At 67.2% G+C, this 17,336-nt stretch carries 9 protein-coding genes and 5 pseudogenes; 6 read left to right on the forward strand and 8 right to left on the reverse strand.

From position 1 onward, the window contains the following. Positions 1-361 precede the first annotated feature (361 nt). A pseudogene (locus tag OG390_RS42595) lies at positions 362-703 on the forward strand (hypothetical protein); the annotation flags it as partial. Between the two features lie 44 nt (positions 704-747). On the opposite strand, the pseudogene OG390_RS42600 reads toward OG390_RS42595, so the two are convergent. Continuing rightward, a pseudogene (locus tag OG390_RS42600) lies at positions 748-1,344 on the reverse strand (helix-turn-helix domain-containing protein); the annotation flags it as partial. A gap of 467 nt (positions 1,345-1,811) precedes the next feature. Between OG390_RS42600 and OG390_RS42605 the strand changes: the two are divergent. Further along, positions 1,812-2,717 (forward strand): pyridoxamine 5'-phosphate oxidase family protein, encoded by a 906-nt coding sequence (locus OG390_RS42605; protein WP_406175465.1) that lies wholly within the window; start codon positions 1,812-1,814, stop codon positions 2,715-2,717. An 86-nt stretch (positions 2,718-2,803) separates the two neighbouring features. Here the strand turns inward: OG390_RS42605 and OG390_RS42610 are convergent. After that, positions 2,804-3,177: pseudogene (locus OG390_RS42610) on the reverse strand (serine hydrolase domain-containing protein); the annotation flags it as partial. Between the two features lie 459 nt (positions 3,178-3,636). On the opposite strand from OG390_RS42610, the gene OG390_RS42615 reads away from it, so the two are divergent. Further along, on the forward strand, positions 3,637-3,900 hold the full coding sequence (locus OG390_RS42615; RefSeq protein WP_406175467.1) for a hypothetical protein: 264 nt from the start codon (positions 3,637-3,639) through the stop codon (positions 3,898-3,900). Here OG390_RS42615 and OG390_RS42620 read toward each other — a convergent pair. The 5 genes from OG390_RS42620 to OG390_RS42640 form a co-directional block, all read right to left on the reverse strand. Then, the gene (locus tag OG390_RS42620) at positions 3,881-4,390 is read right to left on the reverse strand and encodes a transposase (RefSeq protein ID WP_406175469.1); all 510 of its coding nucleotides are present in this window, start codon (positions 4,388-4,390) and stop codon (positions 3,881-3,883) included. The two genes, OG390_RS42615 and OG390_RS42620, sit on opposite strands and share 20 nt — an antisense overlap. Before the next feature lie 662 nt (positions 4,391-5,052). Continuing rightward, on the reverse strand, positions 5,053-5,742 hold the full coding sequence (locus tag OG390_RS42625) for a hypothetical protein (protein WP_406175471.1): 690 nt from the start codon (positions 5,740-5,742) through the stop codon (positions 5,053-5,055). Beyond that, positions 5,742-5,900 (reverse strand): hypothetical protein, encoded by a 159-nt coding sequence (locus OG390_RS42630; protein ID WP_406175473.1) that lies wholly within the window; start codon positions 5,898-5,900, stop codon positions 5,742-5,744. The genes OG390_RS42625 and OG390_RS42630 overlap by 1 nt, the downstream gene beginning before the upstream one ends. A gap of 436 nt (positions 5,901-6,336) precedes the next feature. Further along, positions 6,337-7,746, reverse strand: coding sequence for a transglycosylase SLT domain-containing protein (locus OG390_RS42635; protein WP_406175474.1), 1,410 nt, complete (start codon positions 7,744-7,746; stop codon positions 6,337-6,339). 40 nt (positions 7,747-7,786) lie between these two features. Further along, entirely contained in the window at positions 7,787-11,959 is a 4,173-nt protein-coding gene (locus tag OG390_RS42640; protein ID WP_406175476.1) for a beta-galactosidase, read from the reverse strand. A gap of 272 nt (positions 11,960-12,231) precedes the next feature. Here OG390_RS42640 and OG390_RS42645 point away from each other — a divergent pair. The 3 genes and pseudogenes from OG390_RS42645 to OG390_RS42655 form a co-directional block, all read left to right on the forward strand. Further along, a pseudogene (locus tag OG390_RS42645) lies at positions 12,232-12,444 on the forward strand (NAD(P)(+) transhydrogenase (Re/Si-specific) subunit alpha); the annotation flags it as partial. Positions 12,445-12,682: 238 nt separating this feature from the next. Beyond that, positions 12,683-12,910, forward strand: coding sequence for a hypothetical protein (locus OG390_RS42650; protein ID WP_406175478.1), 228 nt, complete (start codon positions 12,683-12,685; stop codon positions 12,908-12,910). Positions 12,911-13,089: 179 nt separating this feature from the next. Next, positions 13,090-15,708 carry a LamG-like jellyroll fold domain-containing protein gene (locus OG390_RS42655; RefSeq protein WP_406175480.1) on the forward strand — a complete coding sequence of 873 codons (2,619 nt, stop codon included), beginning with the start codon at positions 13,090-13,092 and terminating at the stop codon, positions 15,706-15,708. 239 nt (positions 15,709-15,947) lie between these two features. Here the strand turns inward: OG390_RS42655 and OG390_RS42660 are convergent. Continuing rightward, a pseudogene (locus OG390_RS42660) lies at positions 15,948-16,676 on the reverse strand (ISAzo13-like element transposase-related protein); the annotation flags it as partial. Positions 16,677-17,336 lie beyond the last annotated feature (660 nt).

Consider the following 17,336-nt stretch of genomic DNA (forward strand, 5'->3'; position numbering starts at 1 on the left):
GCCGGTCACGGGCGAAAGCCCGCACAGCTGAAGGCCGCCGTCGAGGGCAGTGGCAACGCCTTCATGAATTCATGAGCGGTGTGCACGCCGCTGTTCTCGTCACCACAGTCCTGTGCGTCGTGGGCGCTCTCCTCGCCCGTCGAGGCCGGTGACAGCGCGCGCGTCGTCCGGGAGGGTTACGTGCACGTCATCGGCGACATGCGCGGAACCGGTGACTCCGGCGGCGTCATACGCTCGCCGCACCGCCCCACACCCCAAGTACGTCCAGTACGAGGGGCGTGGGGCGGCACGCCGATCGCACGCACCGAACGACGCGGAAACGCACCGCATTTCCCCGAGGCCGCTTAGACGCCCGCTCTGGCCGGCTGCCCCGCGCAGTCTGAGCCAGACCACCTTCCTGCTCTCCCAGGCCGACGCCCTGCCGGCCTGCGACCTCGTCGAAACGGTCACCCTGACCGGTGCACGACTGCACGTACTGGCGGCTATCGAGCACGCCAGTCGGCGGATCCGCATCCTCGGCGCCACCGCGCACCCGACCGCAGCCTGGGTGGTGCAGGCCGCGAAGAACCTTCCCGTTGACCTCGAGGACGCCTGCCGCCAAGCCCGCACGCCGATCACCGACCCGGCCCGGATCACCCTGCTCGACGTACGGAGACGCGACCGACTTGGCGGCATCCTCCATGAGTACCAGCATGCCGCGTGACTTGCGGCGGATGAGGTTTCCGGCACGGACGACTTCGCCAACTCGCGCGTCGACCAGTGCGAAAGCCCGGTGCCGGCCAGTGGTGTCATACGCGCCGGAGCCATCACCCGCGCCCGTACCCGTGCCGGCACTTGGCCCCGGGCCCCACCGGGGCGATCGCCTTCGAGCCCGGCCGGCCCGCGCTGGGCATAGCGGGGCTGCCAGCGATCCACGGTCGGCAGCGACACCGCGAGCAACTCGGCAATGTCCTTGCGCCGCCGCCCGTCACCCGACCACGGCACGATCCGGGCCCGCGTCGTCAAATCCGCAGGAGCATCACGGTGATTCGCCAACTCCCGCAACACGTCGGCCTGCTCCACGGAAAGCTCCATGCCGGCACCAACGAGACACACAAGATCACGTGAGGCGGACGGAATCACGTGACACCAGGCGATGATTGCCGGTGCCGGCGGAGCCACCGATGGTCCGTGCCGGATTTTCTGACGTCTCGTCATCTGCAGTCGGAGGTCGTCGGGCAGAACCCGTGACGCCCTTTCCGGCGCTTCATGAGCGACCGCATAGAACCGGATTCTCCTCGGATACCGACAGCGCAGCATGAATCGGGGGTTTGCGGATGCGCCGGGGAGCGGCCCCTTGTGCATCCCTCCCCGCCGGGTATGGTCTGAGGTCAGATCGGCCAGGCGGTCGTGCGCTGTGGAACCGTGAGGATTTGTCAGCCCGCGGCGGGAACTCGGCCCGGGTGGTTGGATTTCCGGCTGTCTGTCCGAGGAGGTGGCATGGAGCAACAGGCTGCTCACCGGGTGAACCGGGGGCTGCGACTGCCACGTCGGCCGACGGCGGCAGCTGCGGCGGAGTCGGGGGTGTCTGGTGGTCTTGGGCGGCTCGACGAATGGACTGTCCGGCGAACTGCCCGGCGTCGTAAGACAATTCGGCCCGTGGCATGCCTGTGACGCTGTCCGTCCGGATCGCCGGCCGTGATCCGCAGTGGCGTTGACACCCTCGCGCGGGTCGACATCCCCTCTCAGCGGATGTGGCACGACTCCATCGAAGAACTGGTCGCGGCCATGCCTGGCCACGGCGCGAGCGTCTGAAGGAGACACGGAGGAACGTGGACGGGCACCTGAACCTGGACGGGCACCTGGGCCGGGACCGGAACGAGGACCCGGGTCGAGACCCTGCCCCGGGGCACGCCGACAACGGGGCGGCCGCGTCCAGGGCCGAAGGCGCCGACCTTGTCCGTGGGGACGACGGTGCTCCGATCCAGCCCCAGCGGGCCCTTGTACCAGGCGCCCGCCGCGTCAGCCCCTCCCGCCCCGACCGCCCGGGCAGTGACGGCGAGCACCGGCTCCAAGAGCACATGGGCACCAGCGACCGTGCCGACAAGTTCTACGACGAGCAGGTGCTCGACCGGCTCAACCCGCGGATGCGGGAGTTCGCGGTGCGGCAGGAGATGTTCTTCCTTGCCACATCCGACCGCCATGGGGAGTGCGACAACACCTTCCGGGCGGGACCTCCTGGCTTCATTCAGGTCTTCGACGACAGGACGGTGGCCTATCCCGAGTACCGCGGCAATGGCGTCCTCGCCAGCCTCGGCAACATCCAGGAGAATCCACACGTCGGCATTCTCATGATCGACTTCCTTCAGGACCGGGTCGGCCTCCACATCAACGGCCGGGCCCGTGTCGTCCCCGACGAAGAGATGCGCGGCGAACGTCCGGGCCTGCCGGTCGACCCCGTGCCCGGCCGCCGGACTCAGCTGTGGGTGGAGGTCACAGTGGAGGAGGCGTACATCCACTGCGCCAAGCACATCCCGCATCTTCAGAAGATCCCGGCACGCGGGGACCGCGCATGGGGTACGGACGACTACAAGCGCAAGGGCGGTGACTTCTTCGGCTCGGCGGCCGAGGCAGCCGGCCGCGCTCCATACGAGCGCCCGCGGAACGAGGCCGGCGATCCCCCGCCAAGGGCATCGACCTTGCCTCGAGCCGCCTCGTCGGCCGGGACGACCTTGTGACCAGAGGCGTCCTTGGGTGATCACGACCGTGTCGTCAGCGGTCGATTCCCCCTCGGGCACACACCATTGCCCACAAGACCCGTTTGCGGAACCGGTTGGTCCAGCGTGATCAAACCCGCCTGGTGAGACAGCAGCCAGCGCACCGGGATGTCGCCTTGCCGTTCGCGGCGAACTCCGGCCAGTACTTCGCCACCGGCGCGTCCAGGTCCAGCACACCGCGCTCGGCCAGCATGTGCGCCGCGGTCGCGGTCGCCCCTTTGGCAGCCGAGTAAACGAGTTGCAGCGTGTCCCGCGTTTACGTCCGACCGGTCTCCGGGTCGGTGACGCCACCCCAAAGGTCCACCACCGGTCGGCCGTACTGGTACACGCACACCGCCGCGCCGATGTCCCCGTGCCGGGAGAAGTTCGCCGCGAACGCCTCACGCACCGGTTCGAACCCAGCCGCGACCTCACCGTCGATCGCGAACGGGGAAGCTGAGCCGGGCCAGGGCGTCCCGGGGTGCCCGCGGCAGCCAGTGCCCGACCGCCGCGTACGAGCGCTACCGCGCAGGCAGCCGCTCCCACCAACGCGACCAGCAAGATATCGCCGCATGCGACGATCGCGCGGATCGACGCCGTCCGTCACGTCATCACCCGCCAGGGCTGCAGAACACGACAGCATGAGCGCGGGCATGGCAGAATTACCGAAGCTCCGTTGCTGGCAAGGGACTTGAGACTTGCCTCACCTCAACGGAGCTTCGCCTTATCCGGTCGTACCCCCACTGACCTGCAGCGCCACAAGATCATCAGATTTTACAATTGCCTTGGGTGTAATTCGCCCCTGGCAATCCACATAGAAGAGAGCATTGTGAAGAAAGCGCGCATATGTCTCGTGGTGATGGCGTGCACTCTCATGGCCGCCTCACGCGGGGGAAGTGACATGCCCGTTGACACGTCCCGCCTGACGGACCGGGAAAAGGAATGGGTCGAGTTTTCCTACGCGCACGAGAAGAACGACGAGACCAAACGGGCGTGGGAAGGACTGACCGCTGAAGGTGTCAAGTCCTACCTCGATCGGCAGCGTTCCAGTCTGTGCGGCGACACGGCGTCACTGATGCAGAGCCTGAAGGAAGCGGGCTACGAGGCAGGCGAAATGCAGGAGTACAAGGAAAAGACCGAAGAACTCATCTGCTCGCCCCTGTAGAGCGGATTGCCTGGTAGGGCAGGGCGATTGCCAAGTCTCGTGATCTTGGATCGGCGCTGGTCAGCTGAGCCCGAGGAGGTGCAGTGGCCGTTCGAAGGGCCGGAAGGACATCTCTCGCAGGGCGGCGGCGATGTCGGGCCGCGTAGGGGAGGTCGACACCGAGGTCGGTGACGGTCAGTACTTGCACGACGCGGGTCTCCAGCCGGCCGTGCCCGGTGGACCGGTCGTGGAACTTCGCCCTGACCTCGCCCCAGGGCAGGGCACGAAGCTGCTCGTACACGCCTTTCTGGTTCCTCTTCACGGTGAAGGCGTAGTGCGCCCCCTTGTCCTCGAAGAGGTGGCGGGCGTGGTCACGCTGGGTGTGCAGGGCGTCGGTGGTCACCGTCACGCCGGTCAGGTCGTAGGGCGCCAACAGGGCGGCGAGGGAGGTGGTCTCGTGGGTCTTGTCGGGCATCCGCAGCTGAGTGAAGGTCTGCCCGGCGCCGGTCATCGCGGACGGCAGATGGGCGGCGGGGGTGACACCGTGCCGGGAGCCGGGCCGTCCACGGCCAGGGTCTCGGCCCCGGCCGGATCACAGCCGAGTAGGTCGGCCAGGCCCGGACAGGTGCGCTGAATTACCCGCCGGATCGTCGCGGTACTGGGCGCGACCCGGACCGCGAATGCCGTGGAGGTACGGCCTCCGAGCGGGGCGAGGGTTTCCTGCGGCGCCTCCTTGGCCCACTGCCCGATCGCCGCGAAGACGTCGCTCCGGCCACCACGGCCGCGCGGGCGATCAGCAGCACGGCCACGAACGGGTGACGCTTCCCGCGCCGGCACTGCGGATCGGCCGGCGTGGACAGCCGTAACGCCGACGGCCCCGTTGAACGGTGCTGACGCGTGGGCGACTTGACCAGGCAGACGGTGGCAGACTGGCGGCACATCGAAGCTCCGGTGCGGTAGGGCGACTTGAGAGGTCACCCCTCAAACCGGAGCTTCGTTGCGTACGTGGCGCGCCGACCGAACACCGTCACAGCGCCGTGACCAGTACACATCCCCGATCTTGCAATCGCCCTGCCTGGTAAGGCGTTGCACGGGCAGAACGCACGCTCACAGAGCGAAGGTCCCTGCCGGCGACAGCAGGGACCTTCGCGTCCGGAAGCCGGGCTACTTGCTCTATGTCACCGCGCCTCCGAGGATCCTCAGCGAGTACTTGTCATACGCGCGGTGCAGAACCATCGTCACCGGCCCCGAGGTGAACACCCCGCTGACAACGTACTCCTTCTTGTTTCCCGTCTCGGCAACCTTCTTCCCATACAGGGAATCGGTCTCCTTCTTCGCCTGCTTGAGCCACGAAGATGCCTTGCCGTGGCCGACTCCCGCAACGTCGAGTCCAGTGCAGGCAGCGAGGAAGCCGAAACCATCGGAGCGGTCCGTGCTGGTTCTGCACAGAAGAGATGACATGTTCTTGCGATCGGCGTATCCGGCCGAAACCGTCACCCCGTTCGCGCCGCGCCCGTTGACATATGTTCTTTCTTTCCCGTCGGGTATCTCCTGCTCGACGGGCTTGTCCAGCTCCAGCTTCCAGTCTTTCGCGAGCCCGGTGAGGAAGTCCCTCCCGGTGTATCCGGTGGCCATCGTGTCCGCCGCGCCGAAGCTGGGCCGCTTGTCGCCGGTCACCGCATGCTTCGGCAGATCGGCGGCACGCGGCGCAGTCCGCGTCTTGGACGGCTCAGAATGAGGCGCTGCGGCCTTCGAAGGGTCGGGCGCTGCCGTCTTGGAGCTGTTCTGGCTACAGGAGGCGGCTCCCGCCGCGCCGATGACGACAGTCATCAGCACGGCGGGAACGCGGATGGCGGCGCGCATCACACGCCACCGTCGTTGAGGTTGCACGCGCCGGGATCGGCGTAGTTGAACGGAACGAAGGCGATCGCGTCGAACACCACGTTGCTGTCTCCGGTGCCGGCGTCGTGGAGGTTGTCGGCCTCGATCCGATCGCCCTTCCAGAAGCTGAAGGTGCCCATCTCGAACCAGGTGTCCTTGCCGGCGCTGCGGGTTGCCTGGTTGACACGGCAGTAGTCGGGCTTGGCGCCGATCGTGTTGTCGCCCGGGATGAAGTTGTACCGGACGATCGCTTCCGCGCCGTGGCTGGGCAGGTGGAGGAAGACCTTGTAGCGCTGGCCGGGCTGGTCTCCGGACGGCAGCTTGGCCGGGTTGACCTCCCACCGGCCGGTGATCTTGTGGAAGTAGTCGGTGTCTCCGTAGCTGTGCGTGAAGTAGACGTGGTGGTCGTAACCGGCGCCGAGTTGGTGCAGGTCGATGGGGGCCAGATAGGGGGTCGCGCGGAAAGTGCCGTCGTCCCTGAGCGTGGTGATGTTGTCACCGGCCTGGAGGGTGAACTTGCCGTCATCTGCCGCCTCGAAGTCCCCGCATCCGTAGGTGTCCTCGTGCTGGCCGAGGTCATCGACGATGATGGCGTCGGGTGTAGACGCTCGGGTGGTCGATACACGGGCCGTGCTCGTACTTGCTCTGGAGTTCGGGCTCCCCCGAGCCGAGCGAGTAGCTGAGCTTCTCGGTGCTGGAGTTGCCGGTGCTCTGCGGGCCCATCCAGTCCACGGTGCCGTCCCAGTAGCACTGCGCGTCCCAGCTCGGGCACGGGTCGGCCGCGTCCGGGTCGCATGCGTTGAGGGACCGGTCGCAGAACAGGGTGCGCGGCGGGACCTTGATGCCGCCGAACGGCATGTTCGGCTCGGAGTAGGACTCTTCCCCGTTCCAGGTCATCTGCGGGACTTCCGCCCAGCCGTAGATCTTTTCCGGGTAGTTCCAGTCGCCGGGGTGGGAGGCGTCGTCATAGCTGTAGCGCAGGAACGGCTGCCGGTCGGCCGGGTAGCGCGGGTTGATCGGGTTGTTGAAGAAGCCCAGGCCGACGGAACCAGAGGTGTAGACGCCGGAGTTGTAGCCCCACAGCGCCGTGTACCAGTTCTCGATGTAGGCCGGGCTGCCGCCGTTGATGTTCATGCCCAACGCCTTGAGCTGGTTCCACTTCTCGGCCAGGATGCCCAGACCGGCGGCGATGTTCGCCGCGTAGTCAGTGGTGACGGCGCCGGCGTGCAAGGTGTCGAGCTGCTCGGCGTGCTTCTCCGACATGCCGGTCGTCACCTGGGCGATGCCGTAGCCGCAGTCGGCCTTCTCCCGGTTGGGGTAGCCGTGGATGCCGTTCTCGTTGCCGAACCAGTCGGACTTGGTGACGTTGCCCGAGTCGCCGTTCATGGAGTGCCACGACGCCTGCTTGAAGTTGGACTCCTGGGCGAGGATGCCCAGCATGACCTGTGCGGGAATGTCGCCTCCGCCGGTCAGTTGCGGCTTGGGGAACAGGCCCTGCGGGGTGTAGGCGCCAAGGCCCGTGTCATGCCAGTTCTGCGGGCGGGAGACCGTCAGTTCGCCGTGAACAGCCTGGTCGACCGCCCACTCGACCATGTTCGCGCTGGGCTGGAGCGCCTGGCGCTTGGGGTCGTTGCGCTTGACGATGCAGGGGGTTTCCATCTCCCCGACCTTGCCCCAGACGGCCGCACCGGATCCGGACAGGCACTGTGATTCCGGCCCGCCCTCACCACAGGTGAGAGGGTCCTGGTCATCGGGTCCGGCCATGGCGAACGCGGCCGGGTCCATCGGCGAGGAATCCGGCTTCGGCCGCTTGCGGTCGGCGTCCACGAGCGTGGTGGCCTTCACACCGGTCTTGAGCGCGGTCGCCTTGACGGCCGCCAGGGCAATGTTCGCCCCGTCGCGACGCCCGGCACGCCCTCTCGCCGCACCGGCCGAAAGCCCAAGTACGTCCAGTACGAGGACTTCCTGCCGGCACACCGAGAGCACGCAACGGACGCCGCTCCTTGACGGGCACACGTTGCCTGCACTAGCCGCACGTCAGCGTCGGCATTGCCCAGTCACCGTGGTCGTTGCCGTTGCCGTCGTCGGCGTCACCGACCTTGAGGTCGACCACCTGGGCGCCGCTGACGTCGACGTCGATCGGCACCGCGGCCTGTTTGCCGCGGAGCGTCGGCGTGGTCACCAAGGTCTTGCCGTCGGCGATCACGGAGAACGTCACCGTTCCGGCACCACCTGTCTCGTCGTCGACACCGACGTCCGCCGTCAAGCGAGAGCATTTTCCGGCGAGGTAGAGCTCGACGTCGCTGACCGAGTTGGTGCCCAGGCCCTTGGCGTAACTGACACCGGCGATGCTGATCGGACGGCCGTCCCGGGCCGCCTGTTCGCCGACGCTGCTGTCGCGCTCCACCGGCCCCCACCCGTTGGTGGACGACAAGAATGGCAGGTCGCTCACAGCGCTCTTCCCGGCCGGCGGAGCCGACGGGATCCCGCCGACGATGCGCTCGTCACCGCCGACAGCCTGCCGCCCGTTCTGCATGTAGTGCACGGTGGCGGTGAGTGCCGAGGCGGATGGCAGCTTCCCGGCCGGCGGCTGGACCTTCCAGGTGAAGGTGGCCGATCCGCCGGGTTGCAGGCGCTCGACCGACGTGGGGCTTGTGGCGCTCACGCTCCATCCGTCGGGTGCGGAGAGCGAGGCCGTCAGTTGGGCGGCGGACGGTCGGTCCTTCGGCACCTGCACCGTCGCCTCGGCCATGAAGGCCTGTGCTGACTGGGCTGTGTTCGGCACGTCCAGGGTGACATCCGCTCCGGGACGCTTCGGCATCGCGTACTTGCGGTGGTCGTAGCGGGGGCTGTCGTTCTGCGCGACGCGCAGGGACGAGGCGTAGCTACCGTAGTTGGTGAGTGAGACCTCGCCCAGGCCGCCGGTGCTGCCGTCAAGGTTCCACACGGCGATGGCGATGCTGTTCCGGCCGTTCGGATTCAGGATCCCGTTGGGGACCGGGAAGGTGTGCTGCGGGCCGAGGTAGTTGACGTAGTTGCCGACCTGCCAGCCGTTTACGAAGATCGAGGCACGGTACTTGCGTGACGGGTCGTCGGTGAACGTCAGCCCGAGCGAGGTGTCCTGGCCGTGCGGCAGGTCCAGGTTGACGTCGGTGCGGTACCAGGAGACCCCGGGGCGCGTGTCGGTCGTCGGCAGGGACACCTGGTTCCAGTTGCCGTCCGGGTAGCCCGGCAGGGACCAGCCGGCCCGCTCGCCGTACAGGCCGCCGGTCGAGAGCGGGCCGCGTACCGGGTCCTGCAGGTCCTCGCCGCCCCGTACGCCCTGCAGCCGCCAGGTGACGGAGGTCAGCGGTGCCCCGACGAGGGAGGCGCTGGTCAGGCCGCGCGCGGTCTTGTTGCCGTTGGTCGAGTTGTAGTCCTCCTCGTGCCCCATGTTCACGGTGAGTACGGATATGACGTTGTCCCCCTTGGACTTCACCGAACCGGCCGGGAAGGTGAAGTCGGCGCTGCCTGTGGTGGAACTGCCCAGGAAGGTGCCGTTGAACCAGGCGGAGAACGCCTGCGCCTCGCCGCCGGAGTTCGAGACCAGGTGGATGCCGGTCTCCTTGCCGGTGGCGCGGAAGCGGCCGCGGTACCACGTGTTGCCGGTGTGGAACCCGTAGTCGTCCGCGTAGAGCACCGGCAGCGAGTTGATGCCGGAGACGCTGTTGGTGGTCGTCTTGTCGGCCACCTGCCAGCTGGAGTCGTCGAAACCGGGGGCTGCTTCGGGGGACTCCTCGGTGTGCTTCCAGTTCGTCAGCGTCGGCAAGTGTATCGGGGCAGCCACCGGGATCTTCCCGGTGAGGCTTCCTGTGTCGGTGGCCTGGGTGTCCAATGCCTTGCCGTTCCAGGTGATGTGGTCGGCGGAGGTGAACACCTCGATGTTCTTGTCGTCGGCGTTGTCGCCGGTGAGCGCCACGGTGTGGCCGCCGTCCAGGCTGGTCGCCGTCCGCAGCAGGTGGGTGCCGCGCACGAGTACCGGGCCGGTCGCCGTGTCCTGACGCCAGAAGGTCTCCGCCGTGGCCTTGTCGCCGACCAGCAGCTGCAGCGGGCGCCTTCCGCCGTCGCTGATGCTGATGCGGATCAGGCCCTTGTGCGTGTAGTTCAGCCGCAGGTCACCAGTGGCCTCGTCCCAGGTGGTCGTGACCGTGCCGCCGCTGGTGGTCACGGTGGGCTTGGAGGAGTAGCGCAGCACGGTCTCGCCGTCGCTGTCCGAGTCGCCGTAGAGCACGGCGACGTCCCGGTTGCCGATGGTCGCGTGGGTCATGATCTCCGACGTCGAGTACTGCAGCTGCGATTCCCCGAGCCGGTAGTTCGCCACGATCAGGTGCGAGTCGCGCCCGTCGAGGGTGATCGCGGTCCCCGGCTGCTGCGGCACGGCCCGGTAGGTCGGCGTCGCGGTGGCGGCCGTCGGCACGTCGATGGCGTCGATGGCCACGTAGTTGTCCGTGGACCCCGAGCTGTGGTTCCCGTTGACGACGATCTTCAGCGTGTGCGCCCCGGGCGTCAGACCGGTCTTCTGGAAGATCACGGCCTGGTTCTCGCCGCCGGAGTCGTCGACCGTCGCCACCTTGGTGCCGTCGAGGTAGACGTCGGCGTAGCCGTGGTTGTTTGTCTTCGAGCCGATCCAGCGGATCGCGGTGCCGTCGAAGGGGACGGTGACCGAGTCACCGGCCTTGTTGGAGAACGACTCGGTGTGCTTGTAGTCGCCGCCGGTGTAGCTCTGGTCGGCGACGTGCGACCACGAACCGGTGTACTGCAGCGCGGAGTCGGGGTCGTCCCAGGTGTAGGTGGTGTCCGCGGACGGCTGGGCGTTGAAGTCCAGCGAGATGTGGGTCTTGTCGACCGCCGTGGACGTGGAGTTACCGTGCCGCAGGACGTGGAACTGCGTCCTGGTGTCGGGGTTCATCCGGGCGGTGTCGACGACCGCGGAGTCGTCCGGCGGCGTGGCCCTGATCGCCTCGGTCTTGGTCAGCGGGGCGACCGACTGAGTGAGGTACCCGATCAGCTTGTCCTCGTAGTACTTCGGATCGAGCTGACGGTTCTCGCGGATCGCGGCCCCGTAGTCGTAGGACGTGTAGTTCTCCGGCATGCCCAGCCAGCCCCAGTTGGTGCCGCCGTAGGTCATGTAGAAGCTCTGCGCGGTGGCGCCGACGGCGATGTTCTGCTTGTAGAACACGCTGGCGAACTGGTCGTTGATCAGCTGGGCGCACTTGTCGTAGCCGGGCCCGCCCCAGGGGTCGAAGGCGCCGCCCTGGAACTCCGGCGAGTACAGCGGCTTGCCGTCCGGGTGGTCGTAGCTGATGTCGGGGACGCCGTTCCACTTCGAGGGGTTCGAGCAGTTGAAGCCCTGCGGGTAGGAGTCCGGTCCGTCGACGTCCAGGGCGCCGGTACCGGAGTTGAAGGTGCCGTTGTTGTTACCCGTCAGCGGTACCGTGATGCCGTCGGCCCGGGCCTTGTCCTCCAGGTGCTTCACGTAGGAGCGGCCGGCGGCCGAGCCGTTGTAGTACTCGTTCTCGACCTGGTAGGCGATGACCGATCCGGTGCCGTTGGTCAGCTGGTGGCGGGCTATGATCCGGTCGATCTGGGTCAGCCACTCGTCCGCGTACTTCAGGAACTGCGGGTCGTCGCTGCGGTTGCGTCCGGCCTTGGTGGTCATCCAGCCGGGCAGGCCGCCGCTGTCGACCTCCGCGTTGATGTATGGCGCCGGGCGGGCGATCACGTAGAGCCCGGCCTCCTGGGCCATGTCGAGCAGCTTGTCGACGTCACGGACCCCGCTGAAGTCGTACACACCCGGCTTCGGCGAGTGGTATCCCCAGTCGAAGTACAACGAGGTGGCGTTGAACCCGGCGGCCTTCATCTTCTGGAAGATGTCGCGCCACAGGTCCTGACTCGGGAGCCGGAAGTAGTGGAACTCGCCGGACCACAGGTAGGTGCGCTTGCCGTCGACGAGGAACGAGTAGCCGTCGAGACTCACCGTGTGCGCCCCCGGACTGGCGGCAGCCGCGGCGGTGGGTGCCTGCCCGCCGACGTCCTGCGCCGCCGCGGGCGCGGTCATGCCCGTGGCCAGGGCGATGGTCGCGGCCGTCGCGAGGACCGCCCTCCACCACCGACGGCGACTGGGTCTCGCAGTTTCTGAACCGATCCGATTACTCCGCACTGCGGCCTCCATACCGCCTGAGCAATCAGCATCAAACAGACTCAGGCAAAGTCGAACAGTAGAGGGGCGCAAGGAGCAACACAATGGGGCGGGAGCATGCGGTCGAAGTGGCAGGGTGGCTTGGAAGTCGTACGTACGCCCGGCCACTGACCATGCGTCACGGGGTACGGTCACCGAACGGCACAGGAGGGGCGGAAATGACTGTCAAGAGCACCCGACCCTCCTGAAGGCCTATCACGAGGCTTGGGAGCGTGGTGACCGGGAAGCAGGCCGTGGACATCGTGATCACCACCGAGCTGATCCCGGGCCGGCCGGCGCCGCGCCTGCTGACGGCGCGGGACGTGGCGGTCGTGAAGCCGGGCGTCGTCATCGTCGACATGGCCGCCGTCCAGGGCGGCAACGTCGGGGGCACCGTGCCGGGACGTGCGGTCGTCACCGACAACGGCGTCACTATCACCGGCTACACCGACCCGGCCTCCCGGCTGCGGGGTGGAGTTGTGGCCAGGGATCCGGCCATGGGCTCGGTGTTGCTGTACGGGGATGCGCTGCAGGTCGTGCGCGACGACGATTTCGCCGTCAAGGCGCGCCGCCGGCCCGGCCTCAACGGAATCCGGAAGTGACCACTGTTGCGGAGGCCTTGCTGACTGCTTCTGCCGAGAACCGCTGGTGCGTTGGTCGGCCTGCAGGTCTCAGCGCACTTTGCACCTCCTTGACCCGGGGTTCGTGCTCGACGTGCTGACGCAGTTCGGCGAGACGATCGTGGGGTTCTGGCCGTCGTGGAGCATCTCACCCCTTGACATTCCGTTGATGACTCGTCAGGGGGCATGCGTCAAGCTGGAGTTCCTGGAGCCGGACGATCTGATCACCGCGATCGATGCCTTGGTAGGCGCCGTGAAGTTCACCGGTTCAGCCGGACACCTGCTGAACCGCCGGGCCGGCACCTGTGCCTGAAGAAGCATTGCTCTACGAGGGGTATTGACGGGCCTCGCCGACACCTTAAGATCCCTGCTGATCGAAGTACCGATCGCTGTACGAAATATCGAACGGGCGGGGCCGGCTGGCAGCTTCGGCAGGCTGAGCTACTCCGGCCGGTACGCAACGCAACGGTCTGTCACAAAGGAATGAGCCGCATGCCTTCAGATGCCGGAGTGCCGCGCAGAACCGTCCTCACCGTCCTGGGCGCCGCCTCCCTCGCCGGGACCTTCGTCGCCGCCGCTCCCGCCGGGGCCGCCGGACTAACCGGCACAACCGCGAGCGCCACTGCCGCGGACCTCCCCGCCGCAGCCGCACACTGGACCTTCGACGAAGGCTCCGGCACCTCCGCCGCCGACTCCTCCGGCAACGGTCGCACCGCTGCGCTCCAGGGCGCGGCCGGCTGGGACACCGGCAAGATCGGCACCCACAGCCTGAGCCTCAAGGCAGGCGGCAACGCCACGGCGTCCGGGCCGGCCCTCGACACCTCCAAGGCGTTCTCGGTGGGCGCCTGGGTCAACCTGGCTCAACTCGGCGGCTACCAGACAGCCGTCAGTATCGACGGCAAGGTCGTCAGCTCCTTCTACCTGGGGCTGCGCGACGACACCGGCACCTTCGCCTTCGCCCGGCTGGGCTCGGACGCCACCCAGAGTGCTGCGGTGGCGGCCGCCGCTTCGGCGCCCGCCTCCAACACCTGGACCCACCTGGTCGGCGTCAGCGACCCGACCGCCGGCGTCATCCGCCTCTACGTCAACGGCGTGCTGGAGGGGGAGACCGCCTACACGGCAGGCTGGGCCGGCACTGGCGACACCGCCATCGGCCGCGCGCTCTACGGCGGCGGGCGCGTCGATCAGTGGCACGGCCTGATCGACGACGTGTGGATGTTCCCGTCCGTCCTCACCTCGGAGCAGGTCGCCGCGCTGGCCGGGGTCCCCGTGGAGACCACGACGCCGCTGCTGAGTGTGGACGTCGGCAACCCCGCGCACGCCGTGTCGCCCGTCCTCCCCGGCCTGATGTTCGAGGACATCAACCACTCCGGCGAGGGCGGCATCTACGCCGAGCTGGTGCAGAACCGCTCGATGATGGCCAGCGACACGTCGCCCGTCCACTGGTCCGCCGTGGGTGGGACGTCCCTCGCCCTCGACACCGCCAACCCGCTCAACGCCGCGCTGAACCGTTCCCTCAAGGTCGTTCTGCCGAGCAGCACCAGGGCCGGAAACCGGGCCGGCGTGGCCAATGACGGCTTCTGGGGCATACCGGTGCGGCCCGGAACCACCTACACCGCCCGGCTGTTCGCCAAGGCGTCGCGACGCATCGGCCCGCTCAGGGTGGCCATCGAGTCGGCGGACGGCGCGACGGTGTACGCGTCCGCCCACGTGCACCACATCGGCACCGCCTTCCCCGGCCGCCCGTTCGAGCTGACCCTGCGCACCGGTTCGCGCACCCCCGTGGTCGGTGACGCAAGGCTGACCGTCACCACTGCCGACCCCTCCGCCGCGGGCGAGACCTTGTGGCTCCAGCACGTGTCCCTCTTCCCGCCCGCCTACAACAACCGGCCCAACGGCCTGCGCATCGACCTGATGGACAAACTGGTCGCTCTGAAGCCGAAGTTCCTGCGCTTCCCCGGCGGGAACTTCCTCGAGGGCAACACCATTGCGACACGGTTCAACTGGAAGAACACCATTGGTCCGGTCTGGGAGCGCCCGGGCCACATGGACGACGCCTGGGGCTACTGGTCCACGGACGGACTCGGACTCCTCGAATACCTGGAATGGGTCGAGGACATGCATGCCCAGCCGGTCCTCGCCGTCTACGCCGGCTACGCGCTCAAGGGTGACCATGTCACCGGCGACGCGCTCAAACCATTCGTCCAGGACGCACTCGACGAGATCGAGTACATCACCGGTCCTGTCACCAGCACCTGGGGCGCACGACGTGCCGCTGATGGACATCCGGAGCCGTTCCCGCTGGAGTTCGTGGAGATCGGCAACGAGGACTGGTTCGACTCCTCGGGGTCGTACAACGAGCGGTTCGCGGCCTTCTACGACGCGATCAAGGCGAAGTACCCGCATCTGAAGCTGATCGCCACGACGTCCGTGACGAGCCGCACGCCGGACCTGATCGACGAGCACTACTACCTCGCGCCATCCGCCGCCCAGGCCGCCACCCACAAGTACGACAACCGGGACCGCAATTCGACGAAGGTGTTCGTCGGAGAGTGGGCCGCGCAGGAGGGCCGCCCCACACCCGACCTCAACGCGGCGCTCGGCGACGCCGCTTGGCTGGCCGGGCTGATCCGCAACTCCGACCAGGTCCTCATGGAGTGCTACGCGCCGCTCTTCTCGCACGTCAAGAACAACGTCTGGGCCACCAATCTGATCGCCTACGACAACCTCACGAGCTACGTGTCGCCCAGCTACTGGGCACAGCACATGCTGACGAGCAGGCTCGGCAACACGGTGCTGCCGGCCGCCGCGCGTGCGCTGCCCGGCCTCGCCACCGTGGCCACCCGCGCCGGGAACCGCCTCTACCTCGCGGTCGTCAACTGCGGGACGGAGAAGGTGAACGTGCCGGTCGAGCTGAAGGGGCTGGCCAAGGGGGTCAAGCGGCAGGCCACCGCGACGGTCCTGACCGGCCCCTCGCGCGCCACCACCAACACGCTGACGGAACCCGACACTTTGGTGCCCAGGACGAGCACCGTGACCGGCGCGGCAGCGTCCTTCACCAGCACCGTGCCACCGCTCTCGGTCACCGTGCTGGAACTCGTCCTGACCTGATCGGTCACTGCCCGACGCGCCTGTTCCTTGGCACACGTCGGTTTAAGAAGTAGAGCTTGCCCTGCGCCGCCACGACCGGATCGTCAGTGGTCGACTCGCCCCTCGGATACCAGCAAGATCCCCGCGGTTGATCATCACAACCGCGGGGATCTTTTTGTGCGGTGGTCCAGTTCGATGGGGTGGTCGTCAGGTGTCGGCTGCTGTGCCTCAATGGCGTGGTCGTTAGGGCCTGTAAAGAATCAACACGTTGGTTTGGTCTCTGTCGTGAGGGTCACGCCGTGTGCGGCGGCGTGGACGAGGAGTCCTGCCAGTGTGTTGAGGTGTGCTGCTGGGGGCCGGGGTGTGTGTGCGTGCTGGTCCATCAGCCGTCTGATCTCGCTGGTGGTGTGGCGGATGGTGTCCTTGCTGACGGCGAAGAGGTGGGCCAGCACGGTAGGCGGCAGGGCGAGGTTTTGTTGCAGCACGGTGACCAGGACTCGGTCGGCCAGGTCGAGTTTGGCTTTGCGGCCGCCGCCCGGGGCCCGGCGTCGCTCGCTGCCGTCGCGTCGGGTGGCGGGGTCCTGTTTCTGCAGCGTCTGCCAGTCGGCGGTCAGGGTCTTGGTCAGCTCGGTGAGCGCTGTGCGGGTCATGCCGGTCAGCGCGGGATGTGACAGAGCACCGCGGTCGAAGACTGCCGTCGGCCCGGGCGTTGGTCCGGTCGGGCCTGCCGGGCTGGCGGGGTGGGGGTGCACGGTGTAGTTCCATTCGCCGTGGAAGGCATGTCCGGTGACCGGCACTGCGTTCAGCACGGCATCGCTGACCTTCACACCGGTGGGATAGGCGCCGGTGTCGAGTTCGGCGTGGACGGTGAGACCGGTGCGGGTGGTGGTCGCGGCGATGGACTGCACGACGACCTCGTGGCTGCTCAGCGGTCTGCCGCGCCAGTTCATCGTGATCGCGGAGAACAGCCGATGCTCCACCTTGTTCCAGTGTGTCCTGAAGGCAGAGGGGAATTCGATGTAGGACGAGTTTCTTGAAGCAGTGCTGCATGACCGATGAAGGATTGGCCCTTCGGAGTCGCCCTGCGGGGGGAGGCTTCAAACCGCGTGTGTCACGAACGTAGAGGGGAGTTCAGGTAGGAGGAGCTTCTTGATGCGGTGCTGTGCGAGAGATGAAGGATGGTTGGCCCTTCGGTGCCGTCCTGCGGGGGATGGTGCCAAACCGCCACATGCTGCGTTGGTTGACGACCGTCGTGGTGAGCGATGTGGAAAAGGCGGCGGTAGAGCCGTCAGGTAGGGATCAGGAAGACGAACGCAAGTGAATCGCTGCGGAAGTGTCGTTAGAAGATAGATGACATCAGAACCGGAGATTTGTGGTTGCTCCGGGATAAGTCTGGCGGGAGTCCCGTCTACTGGCCAGGCGGTGTCCGGCACGGAGGCGACGTGAGCCTGATCTGCGGCTTTCGCATGGAACGTGAGAAGGCATGCCCCGATAATGCCGCTTGAGTAATACGGGTGGCGAGAGGGAGTGGCTCAAGCGGAAGAACCGTGAGGGCTTGAGTACCGATGCGGGGCGTGCTGGCGGACCGGCTCGTAGTAGTGAGGAACCCTTTGTAATGAGGGGGGAGCGAAGGGGTCGGGTCATCCGTG

Origin of the sequence: Streptomyces sp. NBC_00996 (assembly GCF_045162675.1) — a bacterium.
Classification (GTDB): domain Bacteria; phylum Actinomycetota; class Actinomycetes; order Streptomycetales; family Streptomycetaceae; genus Streptomyces.

Coding starts and splice junctions, on each gene's coding strand:
- OG390_RS42625 (WP_406175471.1), bottom strand. CDS start 5,742: ATGCGCGCCGCCATCCGCGTTCCCGCCGTGCTGATGACTGTCGTCATC.
- OG390_RS42620 (WP_406175469.1), bottom strand. CDS start 4,390: ATGACCGGCGCCGGGCAGACCTTCACTCAGCTGCGGATGCCCGACAAG.
- OG390_RS42655 (WP_406175480.1), top strand. CDS start 13,090: ATGCCTTCAGATGCCGGAGTGCCGCGCAGAACCGTCCTCACCGTCCTG.
- OG390_RS42615 (WP_406175467.1), top strand. CDS start 3,637: ATGCCCGTTGACACGTCCCGCCTGACGGACCGGGAAAAGGAATGGGTC.
- OG390_RS42630 (WP_406175473.1), bottom strand. CDS start 5,900: ATGGGCACCTTCAGCTTCTGGAAGGGCGATCGGATCGAGGCCGACAAC.